At 38.7% G+C, this 25,100-nt stretch carries 26 protein-coding genes; 21 read left to right on the forward strand and 5 right to left on the reverse strand.

Annotated elements, in window-relative coordinates:
- The first annotated feature begins 159 nt into the window (after window positions 1-159).
- From minD to BET01_RS03325, 13 genes are all read left to right on the forward strand, one after another.
- A complete protein-coding gene (minD, locus tag BET01_RS03265; RefSeq protein ID WP_120195346.1) occupies window positions 160-951 on the forward strand; it encodes a septum site-determining protein MinD in 792 nt (263 codons plus the stop codon).
- Between the two features lie 11 nt (window positions 952-962).
- Window positions 963-1,241 (forward strand): cell division topological specificity factor MinE, encoded by a 279-nt coding sequence (minE, locus tag BET01_RS03270; protein ID WP_120195347.1) that lies wholly within the window; start codon window positions 963-965, stop codon window positions 1,239-1,241.
- 2 nt (window positions 1,242-1,243) lie between these two features.
- Window positions 1,244-2,368: an FtsW/RodA/SpoVE family cell cycle protein gene (locus tag BET01_RS03275; RefSeq protein ID WP_120195348.1), complete on the forward strand. Its 1,125-nt coding sequence runs from the start codon at window positions 1,244-1,246 to the stop codon at window positions 2,366-2,368.
- Window positions 2,369-2,384: 16 nt separating this feature from the next.
- Complete coding sequence (mgsA, locus tag BET01_RS03280; protein WP_097004165.1) at window positions 2,385-2,780, forward strand: methylglyoxal synthase; 396 nt, start codon at window positions 2,385-2,387, stop codon at window positions 2,778-2,780.
- Between the two features lie 13 nt (window positions 2,781-2,793).
- Window positions 2,794-3,759, forward strand: coding sequence for a D-alanyl-D-alanine carboxypeptidase family protein (locus tag BET01_RS03285; protein WP_120195349.1), 966 nt, complete (start codon window positions 2,794-2,796; stop codon window positions 3,757-3,759).
- 89 nt (window positions 3,760-3,848) lie between these two features.
- Window positions 3,849-4,268 carry a hypothetical protein gene (locus BET01_RS03290; RefSeq protein ID WP_026891311.1) on the forward strand — a complete coding sequence of 140 codons (420 nt, stop codon included), beginning with the start codon at window positions 3,849-3,851 and terminating at the stop codon, window positions 4,266-4,268.
- 108 nt (window positions 4,269-4,376) lie between these two features.
- Window positions 4,377-5,816, forward strand: a complete 1,440-nt coding sequence (locus tag BET01_RS03295; RefSeq protein ID WP_120195350.1) for an HlyD family efflux transporter periplasmic adaptor subunit — start codon at window positions 4,377-4,379, stop codon at window positions 5,814-5,816.
- A 12-nt stretch (window positions 5,817-5,828) separates the two neighbouring features.
- On the forward strand, window positions 5,829-6,533 hold the full coding sequence (locus BET01_RS03300; RefSeq protein ID WP_120195351.1) for a YggS family pyridoxal phosphate-dependent enzyme: 705 nt from the start codon (window positions 5,829-5,831) through the stop codon (window positions 6,531-6,533).
- Window positions 6,530-7,051: a cell division protein SepF gene (locus tag BET01_RS03305; RefSeq protein WP_120195352.1), complete on the forward strand. Its 522-nt coding sequence runs from the start codon at window positions 6,530-6,532 to the stop codon at window positions 7,049-7,051. Before BET01_RS03300 ends, BET01_RS03305 begins: the two co-directional genes overlap by 4 nt.
- Window positions 7,052-7,217: 166 nt before the next feature.
- Window positions 7,218-8,306: a 3-dehydroquinate synthase gene (aroB, locus tag BET01_RS03310; RefSeq protein WP_120195353.1), complete on the forward strand. Its 1,089-nt coding sequence runs from the start codon at window positions 7,218-7,220 to the stop codon at window positions 8,304-8,306.
- A 9-nt stretch (window positions 8,307-8,315) separates the two neighbouring features.
- On the forward strand, window positions 8,316-8,831 hold the full coding sequence (gene lspA, locus BET01_RS03315; protein ID WP_120195354.1) for a signal peptidase II: 516 nt from the start codon (window positions 8,316-8,318) through the stop codon (window positions 8,829-8,831).
- The gene (locus BET01_RS03320; protein WP_120195355.1) at window positions 8,831-9,745 is read left to right on the forward strand and encodes an RluA family pseudouridine synthase; all 915 of its coding nucleotides are present in this window, start codon (window positions 8,831-8,833) and stop codon (window positions 9,743-9,745) included. Before lspA ends, BET01_RS03320 begins: the two co-directional genes overlap by 1 nt.
- 118 nt (window positions 9,746-9,863) lie before the next feature.
- The gene (locus BET01_RS03325; RefSeq protein WP_120195356.1) at window positions 9,864-10,496 is read left to right on the forward strand and encodes a cytidylate kinase-like family protein; all 633 of its coding nucleotides are present in this window, start codon (window positions 9,864-9,866) and stop codon (window positions 10,494-10,496) included.
- 104 nt (window positions 10,497-10,600) lie between these two features.
- Here the strand turns inward: BET01_RS03325 and glmS are convergent, their stop codons facing one another.
- Window positions 10,601-12,418, reverse strand: coding sequence for a glutamine--fructose-6-phosphate transaminase (isomerizing) (glmS, locus tag BET01_RS03330; protein WP_120195357.1), 1,818 nt, complete (start codon window positions 12,416-12,418; stop codon window positions 10,601-10,603).
- A gap of 579 nt (window positions 12,419-12,997) precedes the next feature.
- Between glmS and BET01_RS03335 the strand changes: the two genes are divergently transcribed.
- The 6 genes from BET01_RS03335 (at window position 12,998) to BET01_RS03360 (ending at window position 20,371) form a co-directional block, all read left to right on the forward strand.
- Entirely contained in the window at window positions 12,998-13,855 is an 858-nt protein-coding gene (locus BET01_RS03335; protein WP_120195358.1) for a Cof-type HAD-IIB family hydrolase, read from the forward strand.
- A gap of 102 nt (window positions 13,856-13,957) precedes the next feature.
- Complete coding sequence (locus BET01_RS03340) at window positions 13,958-15,511, forward strand: C40 family peptidase (RefSeq protein WP_120195359.1); 1,554 nt, start codon at window positions 13,958-13,960, stop codon at window positions 15,509-15,511.
- A 97-nt stretch (window positions 15,512-15,608) separates the two neighbouring features.
- On the forward strand, window positions 15,609-17,147 hold the full coding sequence (locus tag BET01_RS03345; protein WP_120195360.1) for an LCP family protein: 1,539 nt from the start codon (window positions 15,609-15,611) through the stop codon (window positions 17,145-17,147).
- A gap of 346 nt (window positions 17,148-17,493) precedes the next feature.
- Complete coding sequence (locus BET01_RS21965; RefSeq protein ID WP_330512357.1) at window positions 17,494-18,117, forward strand: YHYH domain-containing protein; 624 nt, start codon at window positions 17,494-17,496, stop codon at window positions 18,115-18,117.
- A 562-nt stretch (window positions 18,118-18,679) separates the two neighbouring features.
- Window positions 18,680-19,735, forward strand: a complete 1,056-nt coding sequence (locus BET01_RS03355) for a tyrosine-type recombinase/integrase (protein WP_120195361.1) — start codon at window positions 18,680-18,682, stop codon at window positions 19,733-19,735.
- A gap of 309 nt (window positions 19,736-20,044) precedes the next feature.
- Window positions 20,045-20,371, forward strand: coding sequence for a hypothetical protein (locus tag BET01_RS03360; RefSeq protein WP_120195362.1), 327 nt, complete (start codon window positions 20,045-20,047; stop codon window positions 20,369-20,371).
- 269 nt (window positions 20,372-20,640) lie between these two features.
- Here the strand turns inward: BET01_RS03360 and BET01_RS03365 are convergent, their stop codons facing one another.
- Window positions 20,641-21,006: a winged helix-turn-helix transcriptional regulator gene (locus tag BET01_RS03365; RefSeq protein ID WP_166428717.1), complete on the reverse strand. Its 366-nt coding sequence runs from the start codon at window positions 21,004-21,006 to the stop codon at window positions 20,641-20,643.
- 317 nt (window positions 21,007-21,323) lie between these two features.
- Here BET01_RS03365 and BET01_RS03370 point away from each other — a divergent pair, with 317 nt between their 5' ends.
- On the forward strand, window positions 21,324-21,875 hold the full coding sequence (locus BET01_RS03370; protein ID WP_120195364.1) for a flavodoxin family protein: 552 nt from the start codon (window positions 21,324-21,326) through the stop codon (window positions 21,873-21,875).
- Between the two features lie 52 nt (window positions 21,876-21,927).
- Here BET01_RS03370 and BET01_RS03375 read toward each other — a convergent pair whose 3' ends face one another.
- The 3 genes from BET01_RS03375 to BET01_RS03385 form a co-directional block, all read right to left on the reverse strand.
- Complete coding sequence (locus BET01_RS03375) at window positions 21,928-22,233, reverse strand: DUF4387 family protein (protein ID WP_120195365.1); 306 nt, start codon at window positions 22,231-22,233, stop codon at window positions 21,928-21,930.
- A 98-nt stretch (window positions 22,234-22,331) separates the two neighbouring features.
- A complete protein-coding gene (locus BET01_RS03380) occupies window positions 22,332-23,684 on the reverse strand; it encodes an acyclic terpene utilization AtuA family protein (protein ID WP_120195366.1) in 1,353 nt (450 codons plus the stop codon).
- Window positions 23,685-23,707: 23 nt separating this feature from the next.
- Window positions 23,708-23,899 carry a YwbE family protein gene (locus BET01_RS03385; protein WP_120195367.1) on the reverse strand — a complete coding sequence of 64 codons (192 nt, stop codon included), beginning with the start codon at window positions 23,897-23,899 and terminating at the stop codon, window positions 23,708-23,710.
- A gap of 582 nt (window positions 23,900-24,481) precedes the next feature.
- On the opposite strand from BET01_RS03385, the gene BET01_RS03390 reads away from it, so the two are divergent.
- Window positions 24,482-25,087 carry a DedA family protein gene (locus tag BET01_RS03390; RefSeq protein WP_120195368.1) on the forward strand — a complete coding sequence of 202 codons (606 nt, stop codon included), beginning with the start codon at window positions 24,482-24,484 and terminating at the stop codon, window positions 25,085-25,087.
- Window positions 25,088-25,100 lie beyond the last annotated feature (13 nt).

Below are 25,100 nucleotides of genomic sequence, written 5' to 3' on the forward strand. Positions count from 1 at the left end.
TTCCGGTCTTGATGGACGAGGCAAGCGTTTGGGGCGGGGACCTATGAAGGCTTATCTTGAAAATAACAAGGTCATTATTAAACCAATGAAAAAAAGTATGGAAATATTCCAAAAATTAAGGTAAAATAGTATAAGGTATAAAAAGCAGGAGGATATGGTATGTGTGAAATCATCGTAATCACTTCTGGAAAAGGCGGGGTAGGCAAGACGACAACTTCTGCTAACGTCGGTACCGGACTGGCAATTCTAGGGAAAAAAGTAGTTCTGATTGATACTGATATCGGGCTACGCAACCTGGATGTAGTTATGGGTCTGGAAAACCGCATCGTTTACAATCTTGTAGACGTGGTAGAAGGGAACTGCCGTATGAAGCAGGCCCTGATTAAAGACAAAAGATACCCAAATCTCTTTTTACTTCCCTCTGCACAGACAAGGGACAAGACAGCTGTTACTCCAGGCCAGATGGTAAAACTGGTTGACGATCTAAGAGATGAATTTGATTTTATTATTCTAGATTGTCCCGCTGGAATTGAACAGGGCTTTCAAAACGCCATTGCAGGCGCTGACAGAGCCATCGTTGTAACAACACCGGAGGTTTCTGCCATCCGGGACGCGGACCGAATCATTGGGCTTTTAGAAGCTGCTGATATGGGAGGCATTGAACTGATTGTTAACCGGATACGGGCTGACATGGTAAAGCGCGGAGATATGATGTCGTTAGATGACGTAATGGACATACTTGCGGTAGATATTATTGGAGCAGTGCCAGATGATGAGGATATCGTCATTTCCACCAATCAGGGCGAACCTCTGGTAGGTATGGGAACTCCGGCAGGACAGGCTTACATGGATATCTGCAGAAGGATTGCCGGTGAAAACATTCCGATTCAGAATCCTGCTGTGCGCGAAGGCCTGTTCTTCAAACTCTCAAATCTCTTAAAGAGAGCATAGGAGGGTTTGGTATGAGCGTGTTTCCTGTATTCCGCAAGAAGAATTCAGGAGAAATTGCAAGAAATCGTCTGAAACTTTTGCTGGTTGCCGACAAGGCTGATTGTTCTCCTGAAGTCATGCAGATGATAAAAGACGATATGATCCGTGTAGTTTCAAGATATATGGATATAGATTCCGACAGAATAGAGATACAGATGAAGAAGTTAAAGCAACCCGACTGTGAAGGTTATTCACCGGTGCTTTATGCTAACATCCCTATCCGCGATGTACCTGATAAGGGGATATACTAATTATGTTTTCAGAGATTAATTTTAAGCAATATAATTACCGTTTAGTTTTATATATGATGATTTTGTCAGTGATAGGGATTTTGGTGGTGGCAAGTGCTTCCAACCATGATTCTTCTACTGTTACGAAACAGATCATAGGTGTCATGGTGGGATTTGCTTTGGCTATTGGCCTCTCCATCATTGATTATCATAACATAACAAAGCTGTATGTTTTGGTTTACGCAGGCTGCATCATATTACTGGGAGCGGTTCTAGTTATGGGGCATACGGCAGGAGGCGCAACCAGATGGATCAACCTTCCGGGTATTGGTCGCATCCAGCCTTCCGAATTCGTAAAAATCGGATTAATCATATTCTTCTCCTGGTATTGGAATAAATATCAGGAGAAGATGAATATGCCGGTCATGATAGGAATTGCTGCCGGACTTGCTGTAATTCCTATCGGGCTTATTTTTGCAGAACCAAACCTGTCAACCAGTCTTGTGGTCACCATCATCATTCTTTGTATGGTATTTTCCGCAGGAATCAGCTACCGCTGGATCTTTGGAGTGCTTGCAGTAATCATACCTGCAGGCGCGCTTTTTATATTCCTGCTGACAAAAGGACTAATTCCTTTTATTCATGACTACCAGGCGCGGCGTATTCTAGCATGGATTTACCCGCATGCGGAGCAATATGCAGAAAATCTGTATCAGCAGAAAAATTCAATCATGGCAATCAGTTCCGGACAGCTTCAGGGAAAGGGACTTTTTAATACGACTATCGCATCTGTAAAAGATGGGAATTTCTTATCGGCCGGGGAAACTGACTTCATTTTTGCCATTATTGGCGAAGAAATGGGTTTTCGAGGCAGTGTTATCATCATTCTCATACTTGCTTTTGTTGTATTTGAATGCCTTTATATGGCATCCCGTGCCAAGGACTTGTCAGGCAGACTGATTTGTACAGGCATGGCAGCTTTGATTGGTTTCCAGGCATTCGCCAATATAGCAGTGGCTACACAGATTTTCCCAAATACAGGCCTCCCGCTTCCTTTTATCAGCTCGGGAGTCAGCTCGCTCATTAGTATTTTTATAGGTATGGGGCTTGTGCTTAATGTTGGATTGCAACGCAAAATTGGTAATTAATAGGAGGTATATCGTTATGAATATAGGATTAGTTGCACATGATTCTAAGAAAAAACTGATGCAAAATTTTTGCATTGCCTACAGAGGCATTTTAAGTAAGCATATGTTATATGCAACCGGCACAACCGGACGTTTAATCGAAGAGGTGACCAATTTAAACGTTCATAAATATCTTGCTGGACATTTAGGCGGAGAACAGCAGCTTGGATCTCAGATTGAACACAATGAGATTGACCTGGTGATCTTTTTAAGAGACCCACTCACTCAAAAATCTCATGAGCCGGATATTGTTAATATTATGAGAACCTGTGATATGCATAATATTCCCCTTGCTACCAATTTAGCTACCGCAGAGCTTTTAATCAAATCTCTGGAACGTGGCGATTTGGAATGGCGGGAGATGTACAAATAAAGAGGTATTACTTGTGAAAAAAAAAGCTTTAGTAATTTCAGGCATCCTCTCAGTCACTGTACTGTTAAGTGGGTGTTCCGGTCTGCGTAAGCTTGACAACCCTTATGTATATTCAGAAAGAACGGCTTTATATGAAACTGGCAGCGAAGAGGATAAATCAAGCACGTTTGCCCAGGATCTCTGTGTAGTTCCAGATGACGTGGTCAGCCAGGATAGTAAAGTGACAGCGGAGGCTGTCGCAATTTTTGACGTTTCCAATGGGACAGTTCTCTTTGCCAAAAATCCTTTTGAACGTATGTATCCAGCAAGCATAACAAAAACTATGACCGCTCTAGTGGCCTTAAAATACGGCAATTTGTCTGATGAAATCACTGTGACAAAGAATGCCGTAATTACTGAGCCAGGCGCAAGTTTATGTGGAATAAAACCAGGCGATAAGCTGACATTAGAACAGCTCTTATATGGGCTTATGCTTCCTTCTGGTAATGATGCAGGAGAAGCCATCGCAGAGCATATTGCGGGCGGAACACAATCCTTTTCCAAAATGATGAACGAAGAAGCTTTAAGAATCGGTGCCACTGGAACTCATTTTATGAATCCTCATGGACTAAATAATGAAGACCATTATACCACGGCTTATGATTTATACTTAATTTTTCATGAAGCCCTAAAATACCCTGAATTCCGTAAGATTATCGGTACGGACCGATATACTACTACCTATCAGGATAAAGCTGGAAGCCCCGTAAATGTTACCTGGAAAGACACCAACCGGTATCTGACTGGAGAACGCAAAATGCCAGAAGGACTTACCGCTCTTGGCGGCAAGACAGGGACAACCCAAGCGGCCGGAAGCTGTCTTATTATGGGTAGCTCAGATTCCTCTAAGCATGAATATATTTCAGTAGTATTGAAGGCTTCCACTCATGCAACCCTTTACGATAATATGACTAATTTATTAAATAAAATAGCAGAATAATCATTGCCTTTCTTATGAATTTGTACTATAATTATATTAATCCGAATAAACTTTTTATACAAATTAAATAACGCAAGGAGGAGATTGCTATGGTGCAGATAATAGCGGGGAAAAAGGGTAAGGGAAAGACGAAGCATCTGTTAGACAGAGCGAATTTCGCTGTAAAAGACTCAAAAGGCTCTATTGTGTATTTGGACAAAAGCTCTAAACACATGTATGAGTTAAGCAACAAAATCCGTCTCATTAATGTGAATGAGTATCCGATAACATCCAGCGAAGGATTTATTGGTTTTATCTGTGGTATCATATCTCAGGATCATGATTTGGAAATGATGTTTTTTGACAGTTTTTTGAGGCTGGCCTGTTTGGAAGGAGAAGACATATCTGAGACAATCGCAACTTTGGAAAAAATCGGTGAAAAGTATCACGTAACTTTCGTTCTAAGCGTTTCAATTGATGCGGAACATCTACCTGAAAACGCTAAGGCCGATGTGATTGTTTCATTATAATCATAGATAATAAACGGGGGGCTGGATAACGGTCCCCTTTATTTTTCTTGAATTTTTAAGAGTTTCCTTTTATAATGTATATTGTATAAAAGGAGAGGAGGCGTCAGGTTGACAAAACAGAAGGCATCGCGGCCAGTAAAGCAGGCTGCTAAACCAAAGAAGAGTAAAAAAATCATCCGGTACCGACGGCCTCTGAATATCAATGTTGGCATGATCATCTTTGCGCTGATTTTTGTTTATATGGTGTTCAGTGTAACCGCTTACTTCCAAAGAGATAAAGTTATGTTTTATGAGGTGCAGGAAGGAAGCATTGTTAATAATAAGAATTATGCGGGTATTATTCTCCGTCAGGAGGAAGTAAAGAATACAGACCGTGCTGGATATGTGAATTATTATGTGAGAGAAGGCAAAAGAGCTTCTACTGGAACCAGAATATATTCCATCGATGAAACTGGTAGCATTGCCTCTTTTCTTGCGGAAAACGCTCAGGATAAAGTGACATTGAAGCCGGAAAACTTATCCGGACTGAAAAAGCAGTTGACTTCCTTTAGTCTTGCATACAACAGCGATCGTTTCCAAACGGTCTATGATACGAAATTGTCAATGGATGCAGAGATCCTGGAGTATATGAATTTTAATAGTCTGGACAACCTTGGTGATCAGATGGACAAAGCTGGTGTTAATTTCCAGCAGGTGAAAACAGATCAAGCAGGAATTGTTTCCTATGGCATTGATTCCTACGAGGCAATGAATTCTTCCTCCATATCAGAGGAGGCATTCGACCGCAGTAAGTATACAAAAAACATAACCAAATCCGGAGGTTTGATTGAAACGGGAGTTCCTGTTTTTAAACTCATTACCTCAGATCTTTGGTCAGTGGTATTCCCCCTAGCAGAAGAGGATGCAAAGACATATGGAGATAAGACAAGCTTAACCGTGCAATTTGCTGGACATGATCTTAAAATCCCCGGAAAATTTTCGGTTATTACCGGTACAGATGGAAAAACCTTTGGTAAACTTGATTTTGATAAGTATATGGTTCAATTTGCTTCTGACCGCTTTGTGGACTTTGAAATTGTCTCAGAACGGGCGGACGGTCTTAAGATACCTGTTACTTCCGTAACCAAAAAGGATTTCTATTTAATTCCCGTGGATTATATGACACAAGGTGGAGACAGTACCGTAACAGGCTTTAATAAAGAGGTTTATTCCCAGTCTGGTACCTCTGTGGTTTTTGTCCCTACGGAGATTTATTACTCTGAAGGCAATAATTATTATGTTGAAATGAATGAAAAAGACGGATATAAAGCTGGTGATTATATCGTCAAAGCCAATTCTACTGATCGCTATCAGATTGGGCCAAGTGCCTCCTTACAGGGAGTTTATAATATCAACAAGGGGTACGCTGTTTTTAAACAAATTGATGTCTTGTCATCCAATGATGAGTACTATACAATTAAAAAGAATATGACCTATGGACTGGCCGTTTTTGATCATATTGTGCTCAATGCTAAGACTGTCAGTGAAGGGGAATTAATATATCAATAAGAGGTGATTATTTTGATACTTGAAAATCTGGAAGAAGTAAATAAAAGAATTATATCCGCATGCAAAAAAGCTGGACGAGATCCAAAAGAAGTGACATTGATCGCAGTGAGTAAAACGAAACCATCCTCTATGATAGAAGAGGTGTATGGGGCCGGTATTCGTGCGTTTGGAGAGAATAAAGTTCAAGAACTATGCGAAAAGTATAAGGAACTTCCACAAGACATCAGTTGGCATATGATTGGTCATTTGCAACGTAATAAGGTAAAACAGATTCTTGGCAAAGCGGAATTGATTCATAGTGTTGATTCTTTACGCCTTGCCGAACAGATTGAGGAAGATGCCGCCAAACTAGACCTGACTGTGGATATTCTGTTAGAAGTAAATGTGGCAGAAGAAGAGAGTAAATTTGGATTTAAACTTGAGGAGACTGAAGAGGCTATTTTAAAAATCGCCACATTCCCCCATGTAAGGATAAAAGGTCTCATGACTATTGCGCCTTTTGTAGAAAAATCTGAGGAAAATCGCTTCATTTTTAAAAAATTAAGACAATTTTATGTTGACATGCAAAGCAAAAACATTGATAATGTTACTATGAATGTGCTCTCAATGGGTATGACTGGAGACTATGAAATTGCAATAGAAGAAGGTGCTACTCTTGTTAGAGTCGGTACCGGCATTTTTGGTACAAGATATAAGATTGGAGAGAATGAAGTATGAGCATTTTAGGCAAACTGATGGATAGCATGCGCTTAAATGATACAGACGATGACGATGATTACTATTTAGATGATGATTACGAGGATGACAAAGAAAAGCCCGCAAAGAAAACACTCTTTTCAAAAAAGACAGATGATAATTACTACGATGAAGAAGAGGAATATGAACAGAAGCCTCGTTTTCTGTCTCGTTCTCCCAAGGTAGTGCCTATGAAGCAATCAAGAACTATGGAAGTCTCTATGATAAAGCCGACTTCCATCGAAGATGCAAAAGAAATATGTGACCATATGCTGGCTGGAAAAGCGGTTGTTCTTAACATGGAAGGAATTCATACAGAGGTAGCTCAGAGAATCATTGATTTTACATCTGGCGCCACCTATTCCATGAACGGCAATCTGCAAAAGATATCAAACTACATATTTATAGCAACTCCAGAATCCGTTGAGTTGTCCGGAGATTTCCAAGATTTACTTAACAGCGGAAGCTTAGATATGGGTGGTATGAATCTACGTCTTTAGATAGGTTATTAAAAAGCAATAGAATATATCATGGTACAAGCAGATGATTTTCCGTTATATTCACTTGTTGATTGCAAAGCCCCAAAGCCTAGCGAAAGTGAAAAGGAAAATTGTTTGCTTTCTTCCATAGTATAGGAAAACAAAATTTACGACGGAGGATTGCATCATGAGTAATAGAATTCCGGTGCACATGAATGGAGCCTTTCAGTATGACATTGTCATGGAAATGACATTTGACGGACTGGAGAGGGAATTGAATCAATTTAACCTGCAGGGGCGCAGAATCTGTATTGTCACAGATTCTAATGTTGCGTCTCTTTACTTAGAGGAAGTAGAAGCAATTGTCTCTCGTTGCTGCCAGGTAACCTCTCACTTTATCTTCCCAGCTGGTGAAGAAAATAAGAACCTTGATACCGTCCGCAGCTTATATGAAACTCTAATTGAAAAGCAATATGACCGCCATGATTTTCTGCTTGCTCTAGGCGGCGGCGTAGTGGGAGATTTGTGTGGCTTTGCGGCTGCTACCTATTTAAGGGGGATTTCCTTTATCCAGGTTCCTACTACCTTGTTGTCGCAGGTGGACTCAAGCATCGGTGGTAAAACTGGTGTAGATTTTGATGCTTACAAAAATATGGTAGGTGCTTTTCATATGCCTAAGCTTGTCTATACAAATATATCCGCATTAAAAACTCTCTCAGATGAACAGTTTTCATCTGGAATGGGAGAAGTTGTTAAGCACGGACTCATTCGGGATGCTTCCTACTACGAATGGTTGAAGGAACATGCTCCAGTCATCCAAAAAAGAGAATTGGGGTATTTAGAAGAGATGGTGCGTATCAGCAACCACATTAAGCGAGAGGTGGTAGAAAAAGATCCTACGGAACAAGGCGACAGGGCTCTTTTAAATTTGGGGCATACCTTGGGACATGCCATTGAAAAGCTCTCTGATTTTAAATTTCTTCATGGCCATTGTGTAGGACTTGGCTGCATTGCAGCCATGGCTATTTCAATAAACAAGGGTTTGATATCAGATCAGGAGTTAGCTAGGCTGTATGAAGTTATGAACGCATTTGGTATGCCAGTGTCCGTCAAGAGCATTACTGCTCATGACATTGTTGGACTTACAAAGAATGATAAAAAGATGGATTCCGGAACTATCCGGTTCATCCTGTTAGAACAGATTGGGAAAGCATACGTTGATACGTCTCTTACAGATACAGACATGTCAGATGGACTTTTGCCAATCTTAGCATAAGGAGATTTTATGAATCAGAAGACAAAACTAATCATTGGACTAATTATCGGATTTTTTGGAGCAATTGGGTTAGACCAGTGGACCAAACTCCTCGCAGTTAAGCATCTTATGAATCAAAGTGCCCATAATATTTGGACAGGAGTCTTTGAATTGTTATATTCGGAGAATCGGGGGGCCGCCTTTGGTATGCTTCAGGGGAAACAGTTTTTTTTCCTTTTGGTAGCGTTGGTGGTGTTATCTGCCGCTTTATTTGCAGTCGTTCGTATGCCTGCAAATAAAAAATATATGCCCCTGCATTTAATTGCCATGTTCTTATCAGCAGGAGCAGTGGGAAACATGATTGATCGCTTTACAAGAGGTTACGTTGTGGACTTTCTTTATTTTAAACTGATTAATTTTCCGATTTTCAATGTTGCTGACTGTTATGTCACCATTTCTATGTTCTTTTTTATCCTATTGTTTTTCTTTTATTATAAAGAAGAAGATTTATCATGTCTGAGCATTGGAAAGAAGGAGGCACGATAGTGGATCTGGAATTTATCGTAACAGCAGAAGATGCAGGCATCCGAATCGACCGGTACTTGTCTGATCAGTGCAGCCAGGTCTCTCGGTCCTATTTGCAGAAGTTGTTGAAGGAAGAAGCCGTGTTGGTAAACGAAAAACCAGTTAAGAGCAACTACAAAGTTGGAACCCTGGATAAGATACAACTAGCTATTCCAGAGGCCGTAGAACTGGAAATAGAGGCAGAAGATATGCCTCTGGACATTATTTACGAGGACAAGGACATTATACTGATTAATAAGCCAAAAGGCATGGTGGTTCACCCGGCTGCTGGTCATTACAGCGGGACATTGGTCAATGGCTTAATGTCTCATTGTAAGGAGGACTTATCCGGTATCAACGGTGTTATGCGTCCTGGAATCGTTCACAGAATTGATATGGATACGACTGGTGCTCTTATTGTCTGTAAAAATGATGTAGCTCATAATTCCATAGCAGAGCAGTTAAAGGAACATTCTATTACAAGAAAGTATTTTGCAGTCGTACATGGTGTTTTAAAGCAAGATGAGGGTACTATAAGTGCTCCCATCGGTCGCCATCCTGTCGATCGTAAAAAGATGAGCATAAATGAAAAAAATGGCAGGGAAGCGGTTACCCATTACCGGGTTCTCGAGCGATACCGCCAATTTACCTATGTGGAATGCCAGCTAGAGACAGGACGGACCCATCAAATTCGAGTTCATCTGGCTAGCATTGGTCATCCTTTGTTAGGAGATTCTGTATATGGCCCTGCGAAATCACCTTATCGCTTAAACGGGCAGACTCTTCATGCAGGGATACTCGGTATCATTCATCCCAGAACGGGAGAGTATATGGAATTTACTGCCCCTCTGCCAGATTATTTCGAAGATTTATTACGAAAATTACGAACCACTTAGATAATTGTCTAAGTGGTTTTTTCTTTTCCAGAAACTGTTAAATTCCATTTAAATTGTAGATTTTTCAGACTCTTTGATGTATAATATTACCATAAGATAACTGGAAGGAGTGATTCAAATGAATAATCATCCGGTAATTACAATTGGGAGACAATGCGGAAGTTCGGGAAAGATTATTGGACAGAAGCTTGCAGAAGAATTAGGAATCAAATGCTACGATAAGGAGTTACTTGCACTTGCTTCGAAAAACAGCGGTTTCAGCGAAGAGCTATTTCAGTCTCACGACGAAAAACCAACCAACAGCTTTTTATATTCTCTCGTTATGGATACTCATTCTTTAGGTTTTACAACTTCTGGATACATGGATATGCCAATTAACCATAAGCTATTTCTGGCACAGTTTGAGACCATCAAAAAGCTTGCTATGGAAGAGCCTTGTGTCATCGTGGGAAGATGTGCGGATTATGCACTTTCAGAATATCCAAATCTTATCTCTGTATTTATTTCTGCAAAGGATGAAGACAAAATTCAATTGCTAAAAGAGCGAAATCAAATCGATGACACAAAAGCAAAGGATCTCATGGTTAAGACTGATAAAAGACGTTCTAGCTATTATAATTATTATTCTAGTAAAAAGTGGGGCGACGTAAGGAGTTATGATCTTTGTGTCAACAGTAGTTCTGTGGGCGTAGACGGCGCTGTGAGAGTTATCAAGCGCTTTGTAGAAGAGAAGATGAGTCAGTTAAAGTAAACAAATCCATTCATCATAAATAGCAAAGGGACATTTCCAGTTATCGCTGAAAATGTCCCTTTTTTAGAAAACTATTTGCAATATTACAATACTATTTATAATATTTATTCCACAGTTACTGATTTAGCTAAGTTTCTTGGCTGATCCACATCCAAGTTTTTACCTACAGACGCATAATAAGCAATTAACTGCAAAATTACAGCGATTGGGAATACAGTAAATCTATCGTTAATATCAGGAATATTAATCTGAATATCGGATACGCCACGTTCTACCTGAGCATTCTCCTTAGTCAAGAGGATTACAAAAGCTCCTCTGGCTTTCACTTCCCTGATGTTTGAAATAGTCTTTGAAAATACTTTTTCCTGTGTAGCGATTGCAATAACTGGGACCTGATCCGTAATGAGAGCAATGGTACCATGTTTTAATTCTCCAGCCGCATATGCTTCTGCATGAATATAAGAGATTTCCTTTAATTTCAATGCTCCCTCAAGAGAGAATGCATAATCCAGTCCACGTCCGATAAAAAATGCATCCGGTTTTTGAATCAAATGACTGACCAAATCCTTAACCACTTCTTTTTTCTCCAGCATAGCTTCCATGGCTGGAATTGCATCAAGCAGCTCCTTCATAAACTCCGTTGCTTCTTCCTTGCTATAGCATTCTCTAACATAGGCCATACGACAGCCAATCATATAAAGAGCGGCTAACTGTACGGAGTAAGCTTTTGTACTTGCTACCGCAATTTCTGGACCTGCATGGGTATAAAGAACATAGTCACTTTCTCTTGCAATTGTAGAACCCTTTACATTAACAACAGATAACGTATTTGCACCGTATTGTTTTGCAAGACGAAGGGCAGCTAATGTATCAATGGTCTCTCCGGACTGGGAGATAATCACCACCAGAGTCTTATTGTCAACAAGGGGCTCTTCATATCGGAATTCCGATGCAATAGAAACAGTGACAGGAATTCTAAGCAGTGGTTCTATAAGCGCTCTAGCTGCCATTCCTGCGTGCATAGCAGTTCCACAGGCAACAATGTGAATCTGAGAACAATCCTTGAAAATATGATCTGGAATCTGATCGTCAGTAAAATCAGGAAGCCCTTTAACCAAACGTGGGAGAATGGTGTTCTTTAAAGCATCTGGCTGCTCGTGGATTTCTTTTAACATAAAATGAGGGAAGCCATTTTTCATAGCTGATTCTATATTCCAGTTTACTTCCAGGATCTCTGGTTGCTGCTCATTCTTCTCAAGATCAAATAACTGCGTTTGATAAGAGGTGAGTTTCACGATATGATTTTCTGGTATTACAAAATACTGTCTGGTATAAGGAATGAGAGCAGTCAGGTCAGATGCCAGGAAAGAGCCTGAGCGAGTGTAAGCGGCCACTAGAGGGCTTACGTTACGGATTGCGTATATTTCCCCTGGATGATCCTCAAACATCATACAGAAGCTGTAAGAACCCTTTAATTTGCTAACAAGCTTTGCGATAGCTTCCATGGGTTCACCTTGATAAATGCTATCCAGCACCCAGGCTGCCACTTCCGTATCTGTCTCAGAAGAAAGTTTATCCTCCAAATGATATTCTGTAGTTAACTGATGATAATTTTCTATAATTCCATTATGAACCAGAACAACGCGTCCGGCTCTGTGAGGATGAGCATTCTCCGTGGTTACGCCTCCATGGGTCGCCCACCTTGTATGTCCAAGGCCACAGTGGGATTTCTCAGCAAAATCTTTACATCCTTCTTTTAGATTCGCTACTTTTCCAGTATGACGAATGACACGTATTTGAGAGTTCTCCATACAAAGTGCAATTCCAGCGCTGTCATAACCACGGTATTCTAGCTGGGAGAGTCCCTCCAGTAATATATTTTTTGAGTCCAAAGGTCCAGTATATCCAATAATTCCACACATAATTTATGATCTCCTTATATTTTCATTTAGCACTTGCGCTCATAAAAAATAGCAAACAAAAAAACAGGCTGTCTGTTTCATTTTATAGGCAGCTATTATCATTTATCAATTTGTAAGACTCCGGTTCCAGCATGTTTGTTTTGCAGTTACCTGCATATTTCATGTTGAATCACACGCCCGGAGGGCATGGAAAGGCATCCGCCGAAAATTCGATAACCTTTCACCTCGTTAACCTTTGGCACCGTTTTTTAAAAAAACGTTCACGTTCGTACCAGCAGGTGCATGGCGCTTAGCTTTGCTATCAGAAATTTATCCTCCTTTATAAATATAGTTTATTATATCCTTTGTTGGTTTGTGAGTCAATACCATGGTTTACATTCATTTTACGAAATCAATCTATTTTATTTTACATCTTTCCCTTAAAATAGATAATAGGATGTGCAAAATAGGACATATATCCCCTTCATATCCAAATGATATATAACTAAAAAATAATAGAACATCTGGTGGCAGAGAATTTGCCGTTATAAACATTTGTTCTGATATTTCAAAAAATAGTAGATTAGAAAGGAACACAATATGATACGATTAGTCGCTTCTGATATGGATGGAACACTGTTAAACCGTTATGGCAAAGTATCTTTATGGAATACAAATGCAATAAAAGCACTGGAACAAAAAAACGTAGGCTTCGTTGTCTGCACCGGGAGAAATTATGAAGATGCCTACACTCCTTTGGCAGAAGCCGGAATTCACTGTGATATCATATGCATGAATGGCGCTGCCGCTTTTAATAAAAAGGGAGAGAGGCTTAGAAATCAACCTCTATTTCAGAGCCAGGTCACACGTATTCTTGATATCTGTCGCCCTTTTTCTGTACTTTTTGATTTTATGACAGAAGCAGGTAGCTGTACCATAACCAGCCGAGAGGAACTAAAGAAGAGCTTTGAAAACAAGGTATTTCTTTCCATGTGTGCAGACGAGCTGTCTTATGAAATCATTGAAAGCCGTTTTCAATTTCTAACGGAGGAATCCCTTCTTAATACGGGAACTGATATTTTCAAGATTTCTGTTGTACACGAAAATCCTGTAGTTCTGGAACAGATCCGCCATCATCTAAAGATGGAAGAGGGTATTTCCATTGCCTCATCTGCTTCTACCAACCTGGAATTAACACATGCAATGGCGCAAAAGGGTTCTGCCCTCATGGAGTATGCTATAAAATCAAAGATTCACCCACGAGAGATACTTGCACTTGGTGACAGCGAAAATGATCTATCCATGCTGGGTCTTCCTATCGGATACACCATAGCAATGGGAAATGCTTCTGATGCCGTTAAACGCAATGCAAGAATCATAACAAGAACCAACGATGAAGACGGCGTTGCACTTGCCATAGAATCCCTTATTTTATCAAAAGAAGCAGCGGTCAGCTAAGCCAATCCTATCTTAATAAACTCTTAAATCTTTTTTTCTGTATTTTACGGTGTTATTATGCTATAGTTCTATTTTAAAAGAAAATTACAGGAATGATAGCAGATGAAGTTAAATAAAACCGTTAAAATACAGATATCAGCCGCCATTATTATGGCTCTTTTGGGAGGTACCTTATGCAAATTCTCCCAATCTTATATTTCCAATTATGATAAACCAAATAAAGAAGACAAAGAATTTCAAGCAAGTGTATTGCCAATGGGAAGCACCATTGCTTTTAAATCTACAGTAATAGAAGAAGACAATCAGCCAGAAGCTCCGGCTCCTTATACTCCATCCCTTACTTCATTTAATCTTGCCTTTATTTATGGAGAAGGTGATGCAACGGAAGAGAGTCTTGGGGCAGAGGCAGCACAAGAGCTATCTAAGAAGGATTCTGCCTGGCTAGCTTCTATTTATCAGATTGCTGATGAAAGCCCTGAAAAGGTGGCTAAGAAGCTTAATATACCACATGATCCATTAAATGGATTAACGTTTCAGAAAGTGGATATCTCTTTTTATAATGAAATCGGACAGAAGATCTCTCCAAAATCAAACATCCAGGAAATCATGTCCCTGGCCAATACATATTTTTACTATGCTGCACCAAATGATTACAATGCCTTTTTAGACTACAGCAGCCAACTATGGGAATATTCTCACGACATTCAATATTCTATCAGTGATATTTATTACTGTGATGGTACACTTGAAGGAAATCTTACAAACACCTTGCCATCAGTTCCAGCAACACCATCTGAGGCACTACCATCTCAGTCCACGGTGGAAGATGAGACAGAAGAAGAAAAAGTGATCGGGCCAGGGATTGCTAAAAAGGAAAGTGAAACTACCTCCATAGAAGCGGAATCCCCAGAAGAGATAGACGTTCCCCAGCAAAGTGCATGTCAAGGGCATGTGGACCTTCATGTTAAAGCTGTTATCTCAGGACTTTCTGACTCGAAAAAAGGACTGTTTTCCTTAGACACAGTAGGGCACGAGAGCAATGATTCTATAAAGTGGCCAGGATGGTCGTCAGAGACAAAAGAATATGCAACAAACCTTGCGGATCAAGACTGGGCAGAGGCTTATGGACTAACTCTTAATCCTGCTTTTATCACAAATCCTCTTTCTTATGAAGAGATAAAAGATTATATGAATCGTCTTCCAGAAACACTTTCGCAAAATAGGACAAAGTTGATTTATTATGCATTATCGTCTGTTGGAAGAGTGCCATACTATTGGGGTGGAAAGCCGGCTTGTTCTGGCTATGAAAATAATGATTTCGGTGCATTAGCCTCTGCTGATGAGAAAGGAAGAACCTTGAAAGGTCTTGATTGCTCTGGCTGGATTAGCTGGATCTATTGGTCTGCCATACAGAGGCGCCTTTCTTTAGAAAGCACAGGAGGGCTGGCTTCTCTAGGAACCCCCATTAAAAGAGAGGAACTTCAACCTGGAGATATTATTCTAAAAACAGGAGATGAAGGTCATGTCGTAATGTTTCTTTGTTGGGAAAGTGACGGAGATATGACTGTAATACACGAATCAAGCGCCTTGGTTGATAATGTGACTGTAACCAAAATGAGTGCAAACTGGCCTTATGTCAGAAAGTTGATCGATTGATAAAATTAAGAGAAAAGCAAGAACTTTTATATATTTTTCTGTTAAAATAAAAAGAAGTCTGCCTAAGACAAATTGGGAAAGGATTGATAATTCAGTCATGAATAATGAGGATGAATTAGATCGAATGCGCGCCCGCAAAAACCATAAGAATGGTTCTAGCACCAGGAGCGAGGCAGGACGGTCAGCACAGAATAAACACCCCCACCCGCAACAAGATGCAAAGGGGAATAGAGTCTATTACAGCGATGGAGATGGAAGAAATCCCAGAGCCCGATATACCGGTTCGCCAAATCCTTCCAAACACAATACGAAAAAGAAGAAAAAGCGCAAAAACAAACGGCGTATCATACTAATAGAAATAGTAGCACTGATCCTAATTCTTTTTGCTGGATTCTTTTTACTTAAACAGCGAACCCACCAAACGGGCTTTTGGACTATCGCAGTTTTTGGTGTGGATTCCAGAGATGGTAAGCTGGATAAAGGAGCTTTATCGGATGTTATTATGTTATGCAACATCAACAAAGCCACCGGAGAGATAAAACTGGTATCTGTTTACCGCGATACTTATTTAAAGATTAACAGTAAGGGGACTTATCATAAGATCAACGAGGCTTACTTTAAAGGCGGCCACAAACAGGCAATCGAGGCTCTAAACGAAAACCTGGATTTGAACATCGATGATTATGCCACATTTAACTGGAAATCTGTCGCAGATGCTATTAATATTTTAGGCGGTATTGACCTTGAAATAACAGACTCCGAATTTGCTTACATAAATGGTTTTATTACAGAGACGGTAAACTCCACTGGAGTCGGTTCATATCAGTTAAAACGTGCCGGCATGAATCACCTTGATGGGGTACAAGCAGTGGCCTATGCAAGACTTCGACTTATGGATACGGACTTTAACCGAACCGAGCGTCAACGGAAAGTGGTAAACCTTGCCATGGAAAAGGCAAAGAACGCAGACCTGGCAACACGCAGTTCTTTAGTAGCTGCAGTATTTCCTCAGGTATCTACCAGCATTGGTGCTAATGATGTTCTTTCTATTGCCAAAGGAATCAAGAACTATCATATTGGAGAGACCACCGGATTCCCATTTTCCCGTACTGCTATGAAAATAGGAAGAATGGACTCTGTCATTGCAACCACGTTAGAAAGCAACGTAATACAGCTTCAGCAAGTTTTATATGGTATAACTGATTATAAACCATCATTGACAGTTAAGACTATAAGCGGGAAAATAGCCAAAGAAAGCGGCCTTACTCAGCCTGGACAAAATGCACCTACTGGTGGAGGATCTGGCACCAAGAAGAAAAAATCTTCTACTAAGGAAACAGCATCACAGCAAACCGAACCTTCTGTTGAAACAACTGCTGAGACGACACCAGAGACAAAGACTGATATTGTTGAGACAACACCGGTTGAAACAAAGCAGGAGCGTACTGAATCTCCAACAAACCAGGATGGAAGCTTGTTTGGTCCAGGAGCAAATACGAAGGACACTGAGGAAAAAAAGAACGATAAGAAGAAAGATAAAGATAAAAAAGAAATAAAAGAAGAAACTGAAGCTATAGAAAATCCAGGGGAACAAAATGAGCCACAAAATGAGGGGGAATTTGGTCCTGGTATTTAACAAATTCAAAAGAATAACTCGATAGAATATTGGTTAGATAGAAGAGAAGCGCGCGGATTAATATGTCTGTGCGTTTTCTTTCTGTATTCTATCTTTTTCAATCAATGTGTATTAAGCAAGTTATATTATAAATTCTGTATATATTACAAATTATGTATATTGGCGTGGGAGATGATTTATTCAATCATATATTTAATATTTATAGATTTGATGAAAAATTCTGCATTAGGAATACAAAATGATGTTAAATAGTTAAATGATGTCAAATAATTGATTCGTTATTTGTATTATAAAACACCTTATGTTATGATATAATCAAATAATATTGAAATGGGGGAAGTATTATATGAAGGTAAGGGGTATATGCAGAAAACTAGGGTTTGTGGCTAAGAAAATGGGTAGAGTTGTTTTAGTATTAGCTACAGTATTGACAATTGGATCTGTAGAGACAAACTATTCTGGAGGTATTATAACTGCTCAGGCACATTCTGGTCGGACGGATTCACAAGGTGGTCATCGTGATAATAAAAATGCAAGCGGTCTAGGTAGCTATCATTATCATCATGGTTATTCCGCTCATTTACATCCAAATGGAGTATGTCCATATGATAATAGTAATGTAACATCTTCAACTAAAACTTCAACACAGACCTCTAATTCAAGCTCAACACCAGAAACGAAAGCAGAATCAACCTTAAAATTAGATGATTATAGCCTGGTATTCGAGGTAACCTATTATTATAACAATAATTCTGATTTACAGTCTACAGTAGGAAACGGTGGACAAAAGCTACTTGAGCATTTTGTTAATAATGGTATGGCTGAAGGACGCAAAGGGTCTGATAATTTTGATGTAAAGATTTATAAAGAGAATAACAAAGATTTAGAAACAGCGTATGGGGATAGCTTAAAAAAATATTATGAGCATTTTTTAGAAACTGGACATAAAGAGAACCGAATACATAATTAATCATGATTTAAATTGGTTTTATGGATAAATGATTCATGAACGGTTTATGAGAAAATCCTGATTTACTGCATTGTTGGGAAAAACCAGATAATAAACTGTTTGGTTTTTTCCAGTGATAGTATCTGAAAGACGAGAGACAGTGGAAGGAACGCATTAAGTATAATTAAGACATGAGATAATAAAAAAAGATTAAAATGTTTGATTATTAGTAAAATGATCTTAATGGAAAGCGATATCCAACTATTCGCGAAAGTCTAGTTTAACGAATAGTTGGATATAATATATTTAGTATTTCATATTTTAACAATAAACTATATACTACAACGTATTGCATTATCTTGTATGATTGAATCTTCTATTCTCAAATATTCAACTTTCGGTATATCATCTTATCTCTTTACTCTTTACCTTTTATCCAGACTAATATACAATATTATTACTACATAAATTACATGTTTACAGTAAGGCCTTTTACTTAAGCCTTTTACCAGCTATTTAACCATTTAAATAAATACTTTCCTAAAACTCTAAATATTAACGCTAAAAGAAATGAGGCAAAAAAGTGAGTACTCCACTATCCTATCACCAGCAAAAAGACATTGATAATGTGAAACACCTTCGTGAGTTAATCAAAGAGCTTCCCAGGTTCTGTGGAGACTTTTTCCGAGGCATTGAACCACGAACCTCCTCTCGAACAAGAATCGCGTATGCCTATGATTTAAAAGTCTTTTTTGATTTCCTAAAAAAAGAAAATCCCGCACTTTGTAAAGATGACATTCAAACCATAACCCTAGATCATCTTGACAATTTAAAAGTTGTTGATATTGAAGAATATATGGAATATCTTAAATATCGTTTCAATGATAGAAACCAACAGGTTACCAATAAAGAACGTGGCATCATGAGAAAAATCTCATGTCTGAAAAGCTTCTATAATTATTATTACCGAAATGAACGACTTCAAAACAATCCTGCCGCCTTAGTGCTGTTACCTAAGCTTCATGAGAAGGATATTATTCGCCTGGATGTAGATGAGGTTGCTCTCCTGCTCGATGAAGTGGAAAATGGCGAAACTCTAACTGATAAACAAAAATTCTATCATGCTAAAACAAAAATAAGGGACCTTGCACTTCTGACGCTGCTCCTTGGAACAGGAATTCGAGTTTCTGAATGCGTTGGGCTTGACGTAGATGATATTGATTTTAAGAACGGTGGCATTCGAATTGTTAGAAAAGGTGGTAAGGAAGTCATGGTTTATTTTGGCACAGAGGTTGAAGACGCTCTCCTGGACTATCTGGAAGAACGCAAAATGACCATAGCTGAGGAAGGTCATGATAAGGCCCTCTTCCTCTCTCTTCAAAAAAAACGGATCGCTGTTCGTAGTGTGGAAAATCTAGTGAAAAAGTATTCTAGGTTAGTGGCTCCCTTAAAAAAAATCACCCCTCATAAACTCCGTAGTACATATGGAACTAGTCTTTATAAGGAAACTGGGGATATTTATCTAGTGGCAGATGTACTTGGCCATTCAGACGTAAATACTACAAAAAAGCATTATGCAGCTCTGGAGGATGATCGACGAAGAAGCGCCAGGAATAAGGTGAAATTACGGGAAAATTAATTAATAACTAAAAAGTTAGAGGAGTTGTCTTGTATTAGACCACTCTTCTTTTATTATGTAAAATAATGTTCTTACGACAATAACCTTTACATTATGTGCAAGTCTCAATATAATGCTTTTGATAATATATTCGTTCCTTTGAAATGTAATATAGTATACTTGCATGATCTAACAATTTCAAAACGTCTTTTAGAAAATATTGTTATGGTATGTGAGAAAAATACTGTGAAATACTTAAAAGCTTATGAAATCACCTACATTGCCGATTATTTATATGTAACACTATAAAAATATATGTGAGGAAATGAGATGAATGAAGAAACATTGGTTTTCGGTAAGGGTATTAAAATTTGGTGCATTATTTGCATCATTATAAGCGCATTTGCATTATTTGCTAATTGCGCATTAGGTTTATTTGATATGGCTGTTATAGGCGCCGCCGCCTGCATAGCTTATGTCCTATTGCTGGTTCTGAAAAAAAAGATTGCTTTTTATTCCATTGTAGTTTTTGCAGTTATTATACTGATTCTGAATGTGGTAAAATACAATGTTGGCATTTTACCTAGCCTAGCCGGTTTATTGAACCCTGTCATTACATTTATCTTCCTATCAAAATACTGGAAACAGATGGTATAGGTTGATACCCAGTAACGTACAGCTCTGGTTTGCCCAGTCTGTACGTTTTTTTATAGAAAAGGATATCATCAGCTATTTCACCAACTTACCACTATTACAAAATATGTAATGATTTTATTAACATTCTCGAACGGAAAAGTGGTTTAAAATTATAGCCGCTAGGTCTTCCAATTTCAAATAATAACATCTGTCAGTATCACACTCAGAAGTTCAGAAGTATAGAAAACTCCATTTTTTTATGAGTTTCTATGCAGTTGCACAAAATTTCATTAACTGCTTGTTATGAAATCATCCCACCAAATATTTAATTCATAAATTGTTGGCAACAGATTTTTTCCTCTATCCGTTATATTATATTCAACTCTGACTGGCATTTCATTATATTGTTTTCTAGTAATTAAACAATCATTCTCCAATTCTCGTAATGAATTTGATAACATTGTATTTGTTATTCCTGAAAGGTCTCTTTTTAATTCATTAAAACGAACCACTTCTTTTCTCAGCAACTGCGCTAATATACGCAGTTTCCATTTTCCACCTATCATTTCCAACGCACTTCTTACAGGACAATTATTGTCGGAATCTAACTCTTTTATTAATTTTAAATACTGCTCTAATTCATTATTGTTAGCCATATCTAATCCTCCTAGGTACGAAAAATAGTACCTGGTCACAATATTCTGCGTACTTGTTTGTACAAATTTATTTCGATATAATCATTATACCAAGTACATTTACTTGAGTAAATATGAAATATAGGAGAATAAATATGGAAAGACAACTTGTCAGATTTAAATACGCAAAACTATTTTCTAACGATTGCTACGTATGAACTTAAAGGTTGAAAAAAATATTGCTAATATTATATGGAGCTGCTTGATGTAATATCGGTCGTTTTGATACCTAACCAATTCAATTAAAGAATATTTAACCCTAGAAGGAGATCTCTAAAATGTCAAAAATTGTTGTTTTCAAAGGAAGTCCTAACAAAAATGGATATACCACGAAATTGTTACAGCAAGTGGTAAAGGGTGCTAAGTCTAAAGGCGCTGAAGTGATTGAATTTGATTTAAATAATCCAGGAATTCGTGGTTGTCAAGGCTGCTTATATTGCCGCACACATGATGGCTGTGCTATTAATGATTATCTGCAACCAATGTATGAGGATATTAACGAAGCCGAATCGATTGTATTTAGCTCTCCAATCTACTATTATCAAATTACAGGTCAAGCAAAAGTTTGGTTAGACCGCACATTTTCAATGGTTGGAGATGAATTTGTGCCAAGACATCCTGGTAAAAAATTAATAACAATATTTTCTCAAGCTAATACAAATCCTGAAAGAAGTGCAGAAGGCATTAAGTATATTACTAATCTTTTCAAAACATATGGTTGGATATTGAAGGATTCCATTCATTACTGCGGAACTACTAATCCTAATCTAACCGTGTTAGAAGAGTTATCTTTAAGAGCTTTTAAAGATGGGGAAAATCTAGTTGGATAATGCACAGAAGGGTTTTTTCACTATCCTACTCTTCTATCACTGCTAGCCTTTATCAACAACAAATATCCAGCAAGGTTACATACTGCTGACCACCATGCATATCCCGTTCGTCACGGCTTCCCTCGATTGGCACTCGTGGGAGGCTGATTTTAGCCACCTGGATATGTTCCAGACAAAAGATCTGCAGTTCCTCTGGCTTAACCTGAAATGACCGGGCAATAAATACCCGTTCCCTTTCGAACGCTGCTGTAACTTTTCTTGTATCATCCACATTATTGCAAAAAGCATCAATGGTAAGCCAGAATGGACCTGCATTTTTGCTGCGAATGTATCTTACAGTCTTTTCAATCGTAATCATCTTGCACCTCCGATTTATAATGTTTTCTATATTTAACAGAAATACTTCTTATAAGCGAGAACCTTTACCAACAGATGATAAGTCACCTAGGTGTTTTATTAAATATCTTCATAAGTGATACGAACTAGCTCCAGGGGATTATCCACTGATACTGTGTGGTACAATTTAAACTCATAGATGGCGCCTCGTTCCATCTCTGCTGGGGAGAAAATAAAAGCATAAGATGGCATTTGCTTTCCTTCAAACATGTTGAAATGAAGAAGTAAGGGATTAAATGCTTTTGTGATCTGAGTTGCCATCTCTTGCGTATCAGCCGTAACCGTTAGCATCATAAGTATCTCATTTGGTACATAACCTACTGGAACCTCCATTCCTGAAACACCGTTATAGCCATATGGACGGAGCCAAAAATGATAACTCTCACGTGTGATTCCCGCTTTTTCAAGCTTTTCTATGCCAGCCTTGGACACAGCTTCTATCCACTTCATGGGATCTTGCATCACCTTGCGATCACGGATGCCTGCCATGCTGACTGTCTGATATCCAACGGGGCCGGAACCTTCTAACTTCAACGTATAAGGTAGAAATTCGATCGTCGTTCCCTCTACTCGTACCGCTGTGTCAGACAATTCTGTATAAGTTGAATTTGTGGTGTCAATTCGAATGCCCGGCTCTGTTAATTGAATGGGATTGGAATTTTCATAAATCAGGTGTGCGGACACAGAATAGGAAGAAACAGTACTGCCTGGCTGTACCGTTTTAATTGTAAAGCCATTTTTATCTACTTCCATAAATACGCCGCCTTGCAAACCGGCACTGGTGCATACCCCGCCACACTCTACAGTCTTTGCTGCATGCCAGCAAGAAGCAGGATCACACCCCTTCATCAGCGGATATGCTGCTATGACAGCCGTATCCGTGGACCGACCACCGATTATGATTTCTGCGCCATTTTCAAACGCTTCTACATATGCCTCTGCACCAAGCAATGCCACAATGGTACTGCACTCATCGAATGTTTTTTCTGAAATATCAGGAGCTCCTTGTAATGAATTGATCTTTCCATCTAAGTATTTTTGTTTGATGATCTTGGCATCCTGCTGAGAATATATCTTTGCAATTTTCTTGCTAATACCAGCTTCCTTACAAATTTCCCGAATGAGTGCATACGCTGTATCAACACCCTCATCTGAGCCGCATGTTCCCGCTGAACCGATGGTCATTGGAATTCCAAGTTTATGTGCGCCCAGTACCATACGTTTTAAATCTCGTCTTACATCACTTTCAGAATATTTTCCGTGACCAGACCCAAGATAGTAAGGTCCCGAATCAGTGGAACCCGCATCGCTAGAAATAATATCCGGCTTCATGGCCAGACCTGCTTCAAATGCCTCTTCAGTACAATTTAAACCAACTGCTCCATATGGAACAAATACCTTAACATTTGCCATTACTATCCCCTCCTGTATTAGAATTATAATATTTCCTGGACCCTTCCCACTTGTCCATCTGTCAACATTACTTTGATGCCATGAGGGTGAGTGCTGCTATTTGTTAGTATCTTTCCCACAATGCCTTCTGTTAATTTTCCTGTTCTTTGATCCGCTTTCAATACAATTTTTACTGTTGCACCAATTTTTACATTATTTCTATTTTGTCCGTTCATTTTAACTCCTCATCTTCTATTAGTTAATATAAAATTGCATAGTGTTATTCAATATTTCCGAATCTCGGCAACGACAGTTCTTACCACTATCCAGATATCATTCATTTTACAAGATTGTGTTCAAAACAATATGTCTTTTGATAATTTACTACGCTAACATATATTATAGCAAAATTATCTTCATGATACTATGCTATATAATAATATCATGAATTCCATTCGCTCTTTTTATAGTTTAATTACGCAATAATTACACCTATAGGAAGTGTAATTTACCTCACTTAAACTGTAAGTTTTGAAATTTTCAGCAAAACAACTCTGTAGATATCTCCAACGAAATCAGCGACCAAACTGGTTACATAGTTGTGTTTTTTTCAGTCTTTAGAATTTCTTTCAAAATTATTAAGCTAACATTTCATTGAAAAGGGATTGAAATATACCGTTCTATCCAATATAATAATGATAATCTAAATAAGCATTAGCGTCCTAACTCAAAAGTTTCTACGCTAATGCTTATTATATATCTGCTCATTTGCAGATAATAGAAAAATTATAACAGATACACCAGGAAAGGAATTTGAAATGCAGGATTGGATTATTAATACGATGGATCAATACGGCTACTTAGGGATTGCATTGCTCATAGCAATAGAAAATATATTTCCACCAATCCCATCAGAGTTGATCCTGACATTTGGCGGTTTTATGACCACGTACACGGCTATGAATCGATGGCTTGTTGTACTATTTGCCACCTTTGGTTCTGTCCTCGGCGCAGGCGTACTTTACAGTATAGGGCTTTTGCTACCCGTAGAAAGACTAGAACTACTAGTTGACAGATGGGGGCATTTTCTTGGATTAAAAAGAGCAGATATCAAACGGGCAGAGGGCTGGTTTGAAAAAAAAGGGACTTCAACTATCTTCTTCTGCCGCTTTATACCTCTTATTCGAAGTCTGATATCAATACCCGCTGGTATGGCCAAAATGCATATGGGTAAATTTCTCTTATATACCACACTAGGTACTTTTATCTGGAACATCGTTCTTGTATTCCTAGGTGCTTATGCTGGATCAAAGTGGAGCACTATTGCACATTACATGGACCTATATTCCAACGTATCTGTTGCAATCATGGCAGTTATTGGAGTTGGTGTTATAATCTGGTTTGTAAAAAAGCGCAAAAATTAACCTTATAAACAAC

Source organism: Lacrimispora algidixylanolytica (genome assembly GCF_003609635.1).
GTDB classification, from domain to species: Bacteria; Bacillota; Clostridia; order Lachnospirales; family Lachnospiraceae; genus Lacrimispora; species Lacrimispora algidixylanolytica.

What these genes read in the sequence shown, in the direction of transcription:
- BET01_RS03290 (WP_026891311.1), top strand. Translation starts at nt 3,849, where the DNA reads ATGGTGCAGATAATAGCGGGGAAAAAGGGTAAGGGAAAGACGAAGCAT.
- BET01_RS03345 (WP_120195360.1), top strand. Translation starts at nt 15,609, where the DNA reads ATGAATAATGAGGATGAATTAGATCGAATGCGCGCCCGCAAAAACCAT.
- BET01_RS03305 (WP_120195352.1), top strand. Translation starts at nt 6,530, where the DNA reads ATGAGCATTTTAGGCAAACTGATGGATAGCATGCGCTTAAATGATACA.
- BET01_RS03340 (WP_120195359.1), top strand. Translation starts at nt 13,958, where the DNA reads ATGAAGTTAAATAAAACCGTTAAAATACAGATATCAGCCGCCATTATT.
- BET01_RS03390 (WP_120195368.1), top strand. Translation starts at nt 24,482, where the DNA reads ATGCAGGATTGGATTATTAATACGATGGATCAATACGGCTACTTAGGG.
- lspA (WP_120195354.1), top strand. Translation starts at nt 8,316, where the DNA reads ATGAATCAGAAGACAAAACTAATCATTGGACTAATTATCGGATTTTTT.
- BET01_RS03365 (WP_166428717.1), bottom strand. Translation starts at nt 21,006, where the DNA reads ATGGCTAACAATAATGAATTAGAGCAGTATTTAAAATTAATAAAAGAG.
- BET01_RS03335 (WP_120195358.1), top strand. Translation starts at nt 12,998, where the DNA reads ATGATACGATTAGTCGCTTCTGATATGGATGGAACACTGTTAAACCGT.
- BET01_RS21965 (WP_330512357.1), top strand. Translation starts at nt 17,494, where the DNA reads ATGAAGGTAAGGGGTATATGCAGAAAACTAGGGTTTGTGGCTAAGAAA.
- BET01_RS03325 (WP_120195356.1), top strand. Translation starts at nt 9,864, where the DNA reads ATGAATAATCATCCGGTAATTACAATTGGGAGACAATGCGGAAGTTCG.
- BET01_RS03375 (WP_120195365.1), bottom strand. Translation starts at nt 22,233, where the DNA reads ATGATTACGATTGAAAAGACTGTAAGATACATTCGCAGCAAAAATGCA.
- aroB (WP_120195353.1), top strand. Translation starts at nt 7,218, where the DNA reads ATGAGTAATAGAATTCCGGTGCACATGAATGGAGCCTTTCAGTATGAC.
- BET01_RS03360 (WP_120195362.1), top strand. Translation starts at nt 20,045, where the DNA reads ATGAATGAAGAAACATTGGTTTTCGGTAAGGGTATTAAAATTTGGTGC.
- minE (WP_120195347.1), top strand. Translation starts at nt 963, where the DNA reads ATGAGCGTGTTTCCTGTATTCCGCAAGAAGAATTCAGGAGAAATTGCA.
- BET01_RS03275 (WP_120195348.1), top strand. Translation starts at nt 1,244, where the DNA reads ATGTTTTCAGAGATTAATTTTAAGCAATATAATTACCGTTTAGTTTTA.
- BET01_RS03385 (WP_120195367.1), bottom strand. Translation starts at nt 23,899, where the DNA reads ATGAACGGACAAAATAGAAATAATGTAAAAATTGGTGCAACAGTAAAA.
- mgsA (WP_097004165.1), top strand. Translation starts at nt 2,385, where the DNA reads ATGAATATAGGATTAGTTGCACATGATTCTAAGAAAAAACTGATGCAA.
- BET01_RS03380 (WP_120195366.1), bottom strand. Translation starts at nt 23,684, where the DNA reads ATGGCAAATGTTAAGGTATTTGTTCCATATGGAGCAGTTGGTTTAAAT.
- BET01_RS03370 (WP_120195364.1), top strand. Translation starts at nt 21,324, where the DNA reads ATGTCAAAAATTGTTGTTTTCAAAGGAAGTCCTAACAAAAATGGATAT.
- minD (WP_120195346.1), top strand. Translation starts at nt 160, where the DNA reads ATGTGTGAAATCATCGTAATCACTTCTGGAAAAGGCGGGGTAGGCAAG.
- glmS (WP_120195357.1), bottom strand. Translation starts at nt 12,418, where the DNA reads ATGTGTGGAATTATTGGATATACTGGACCTTTGGACTCAAAAAATATA.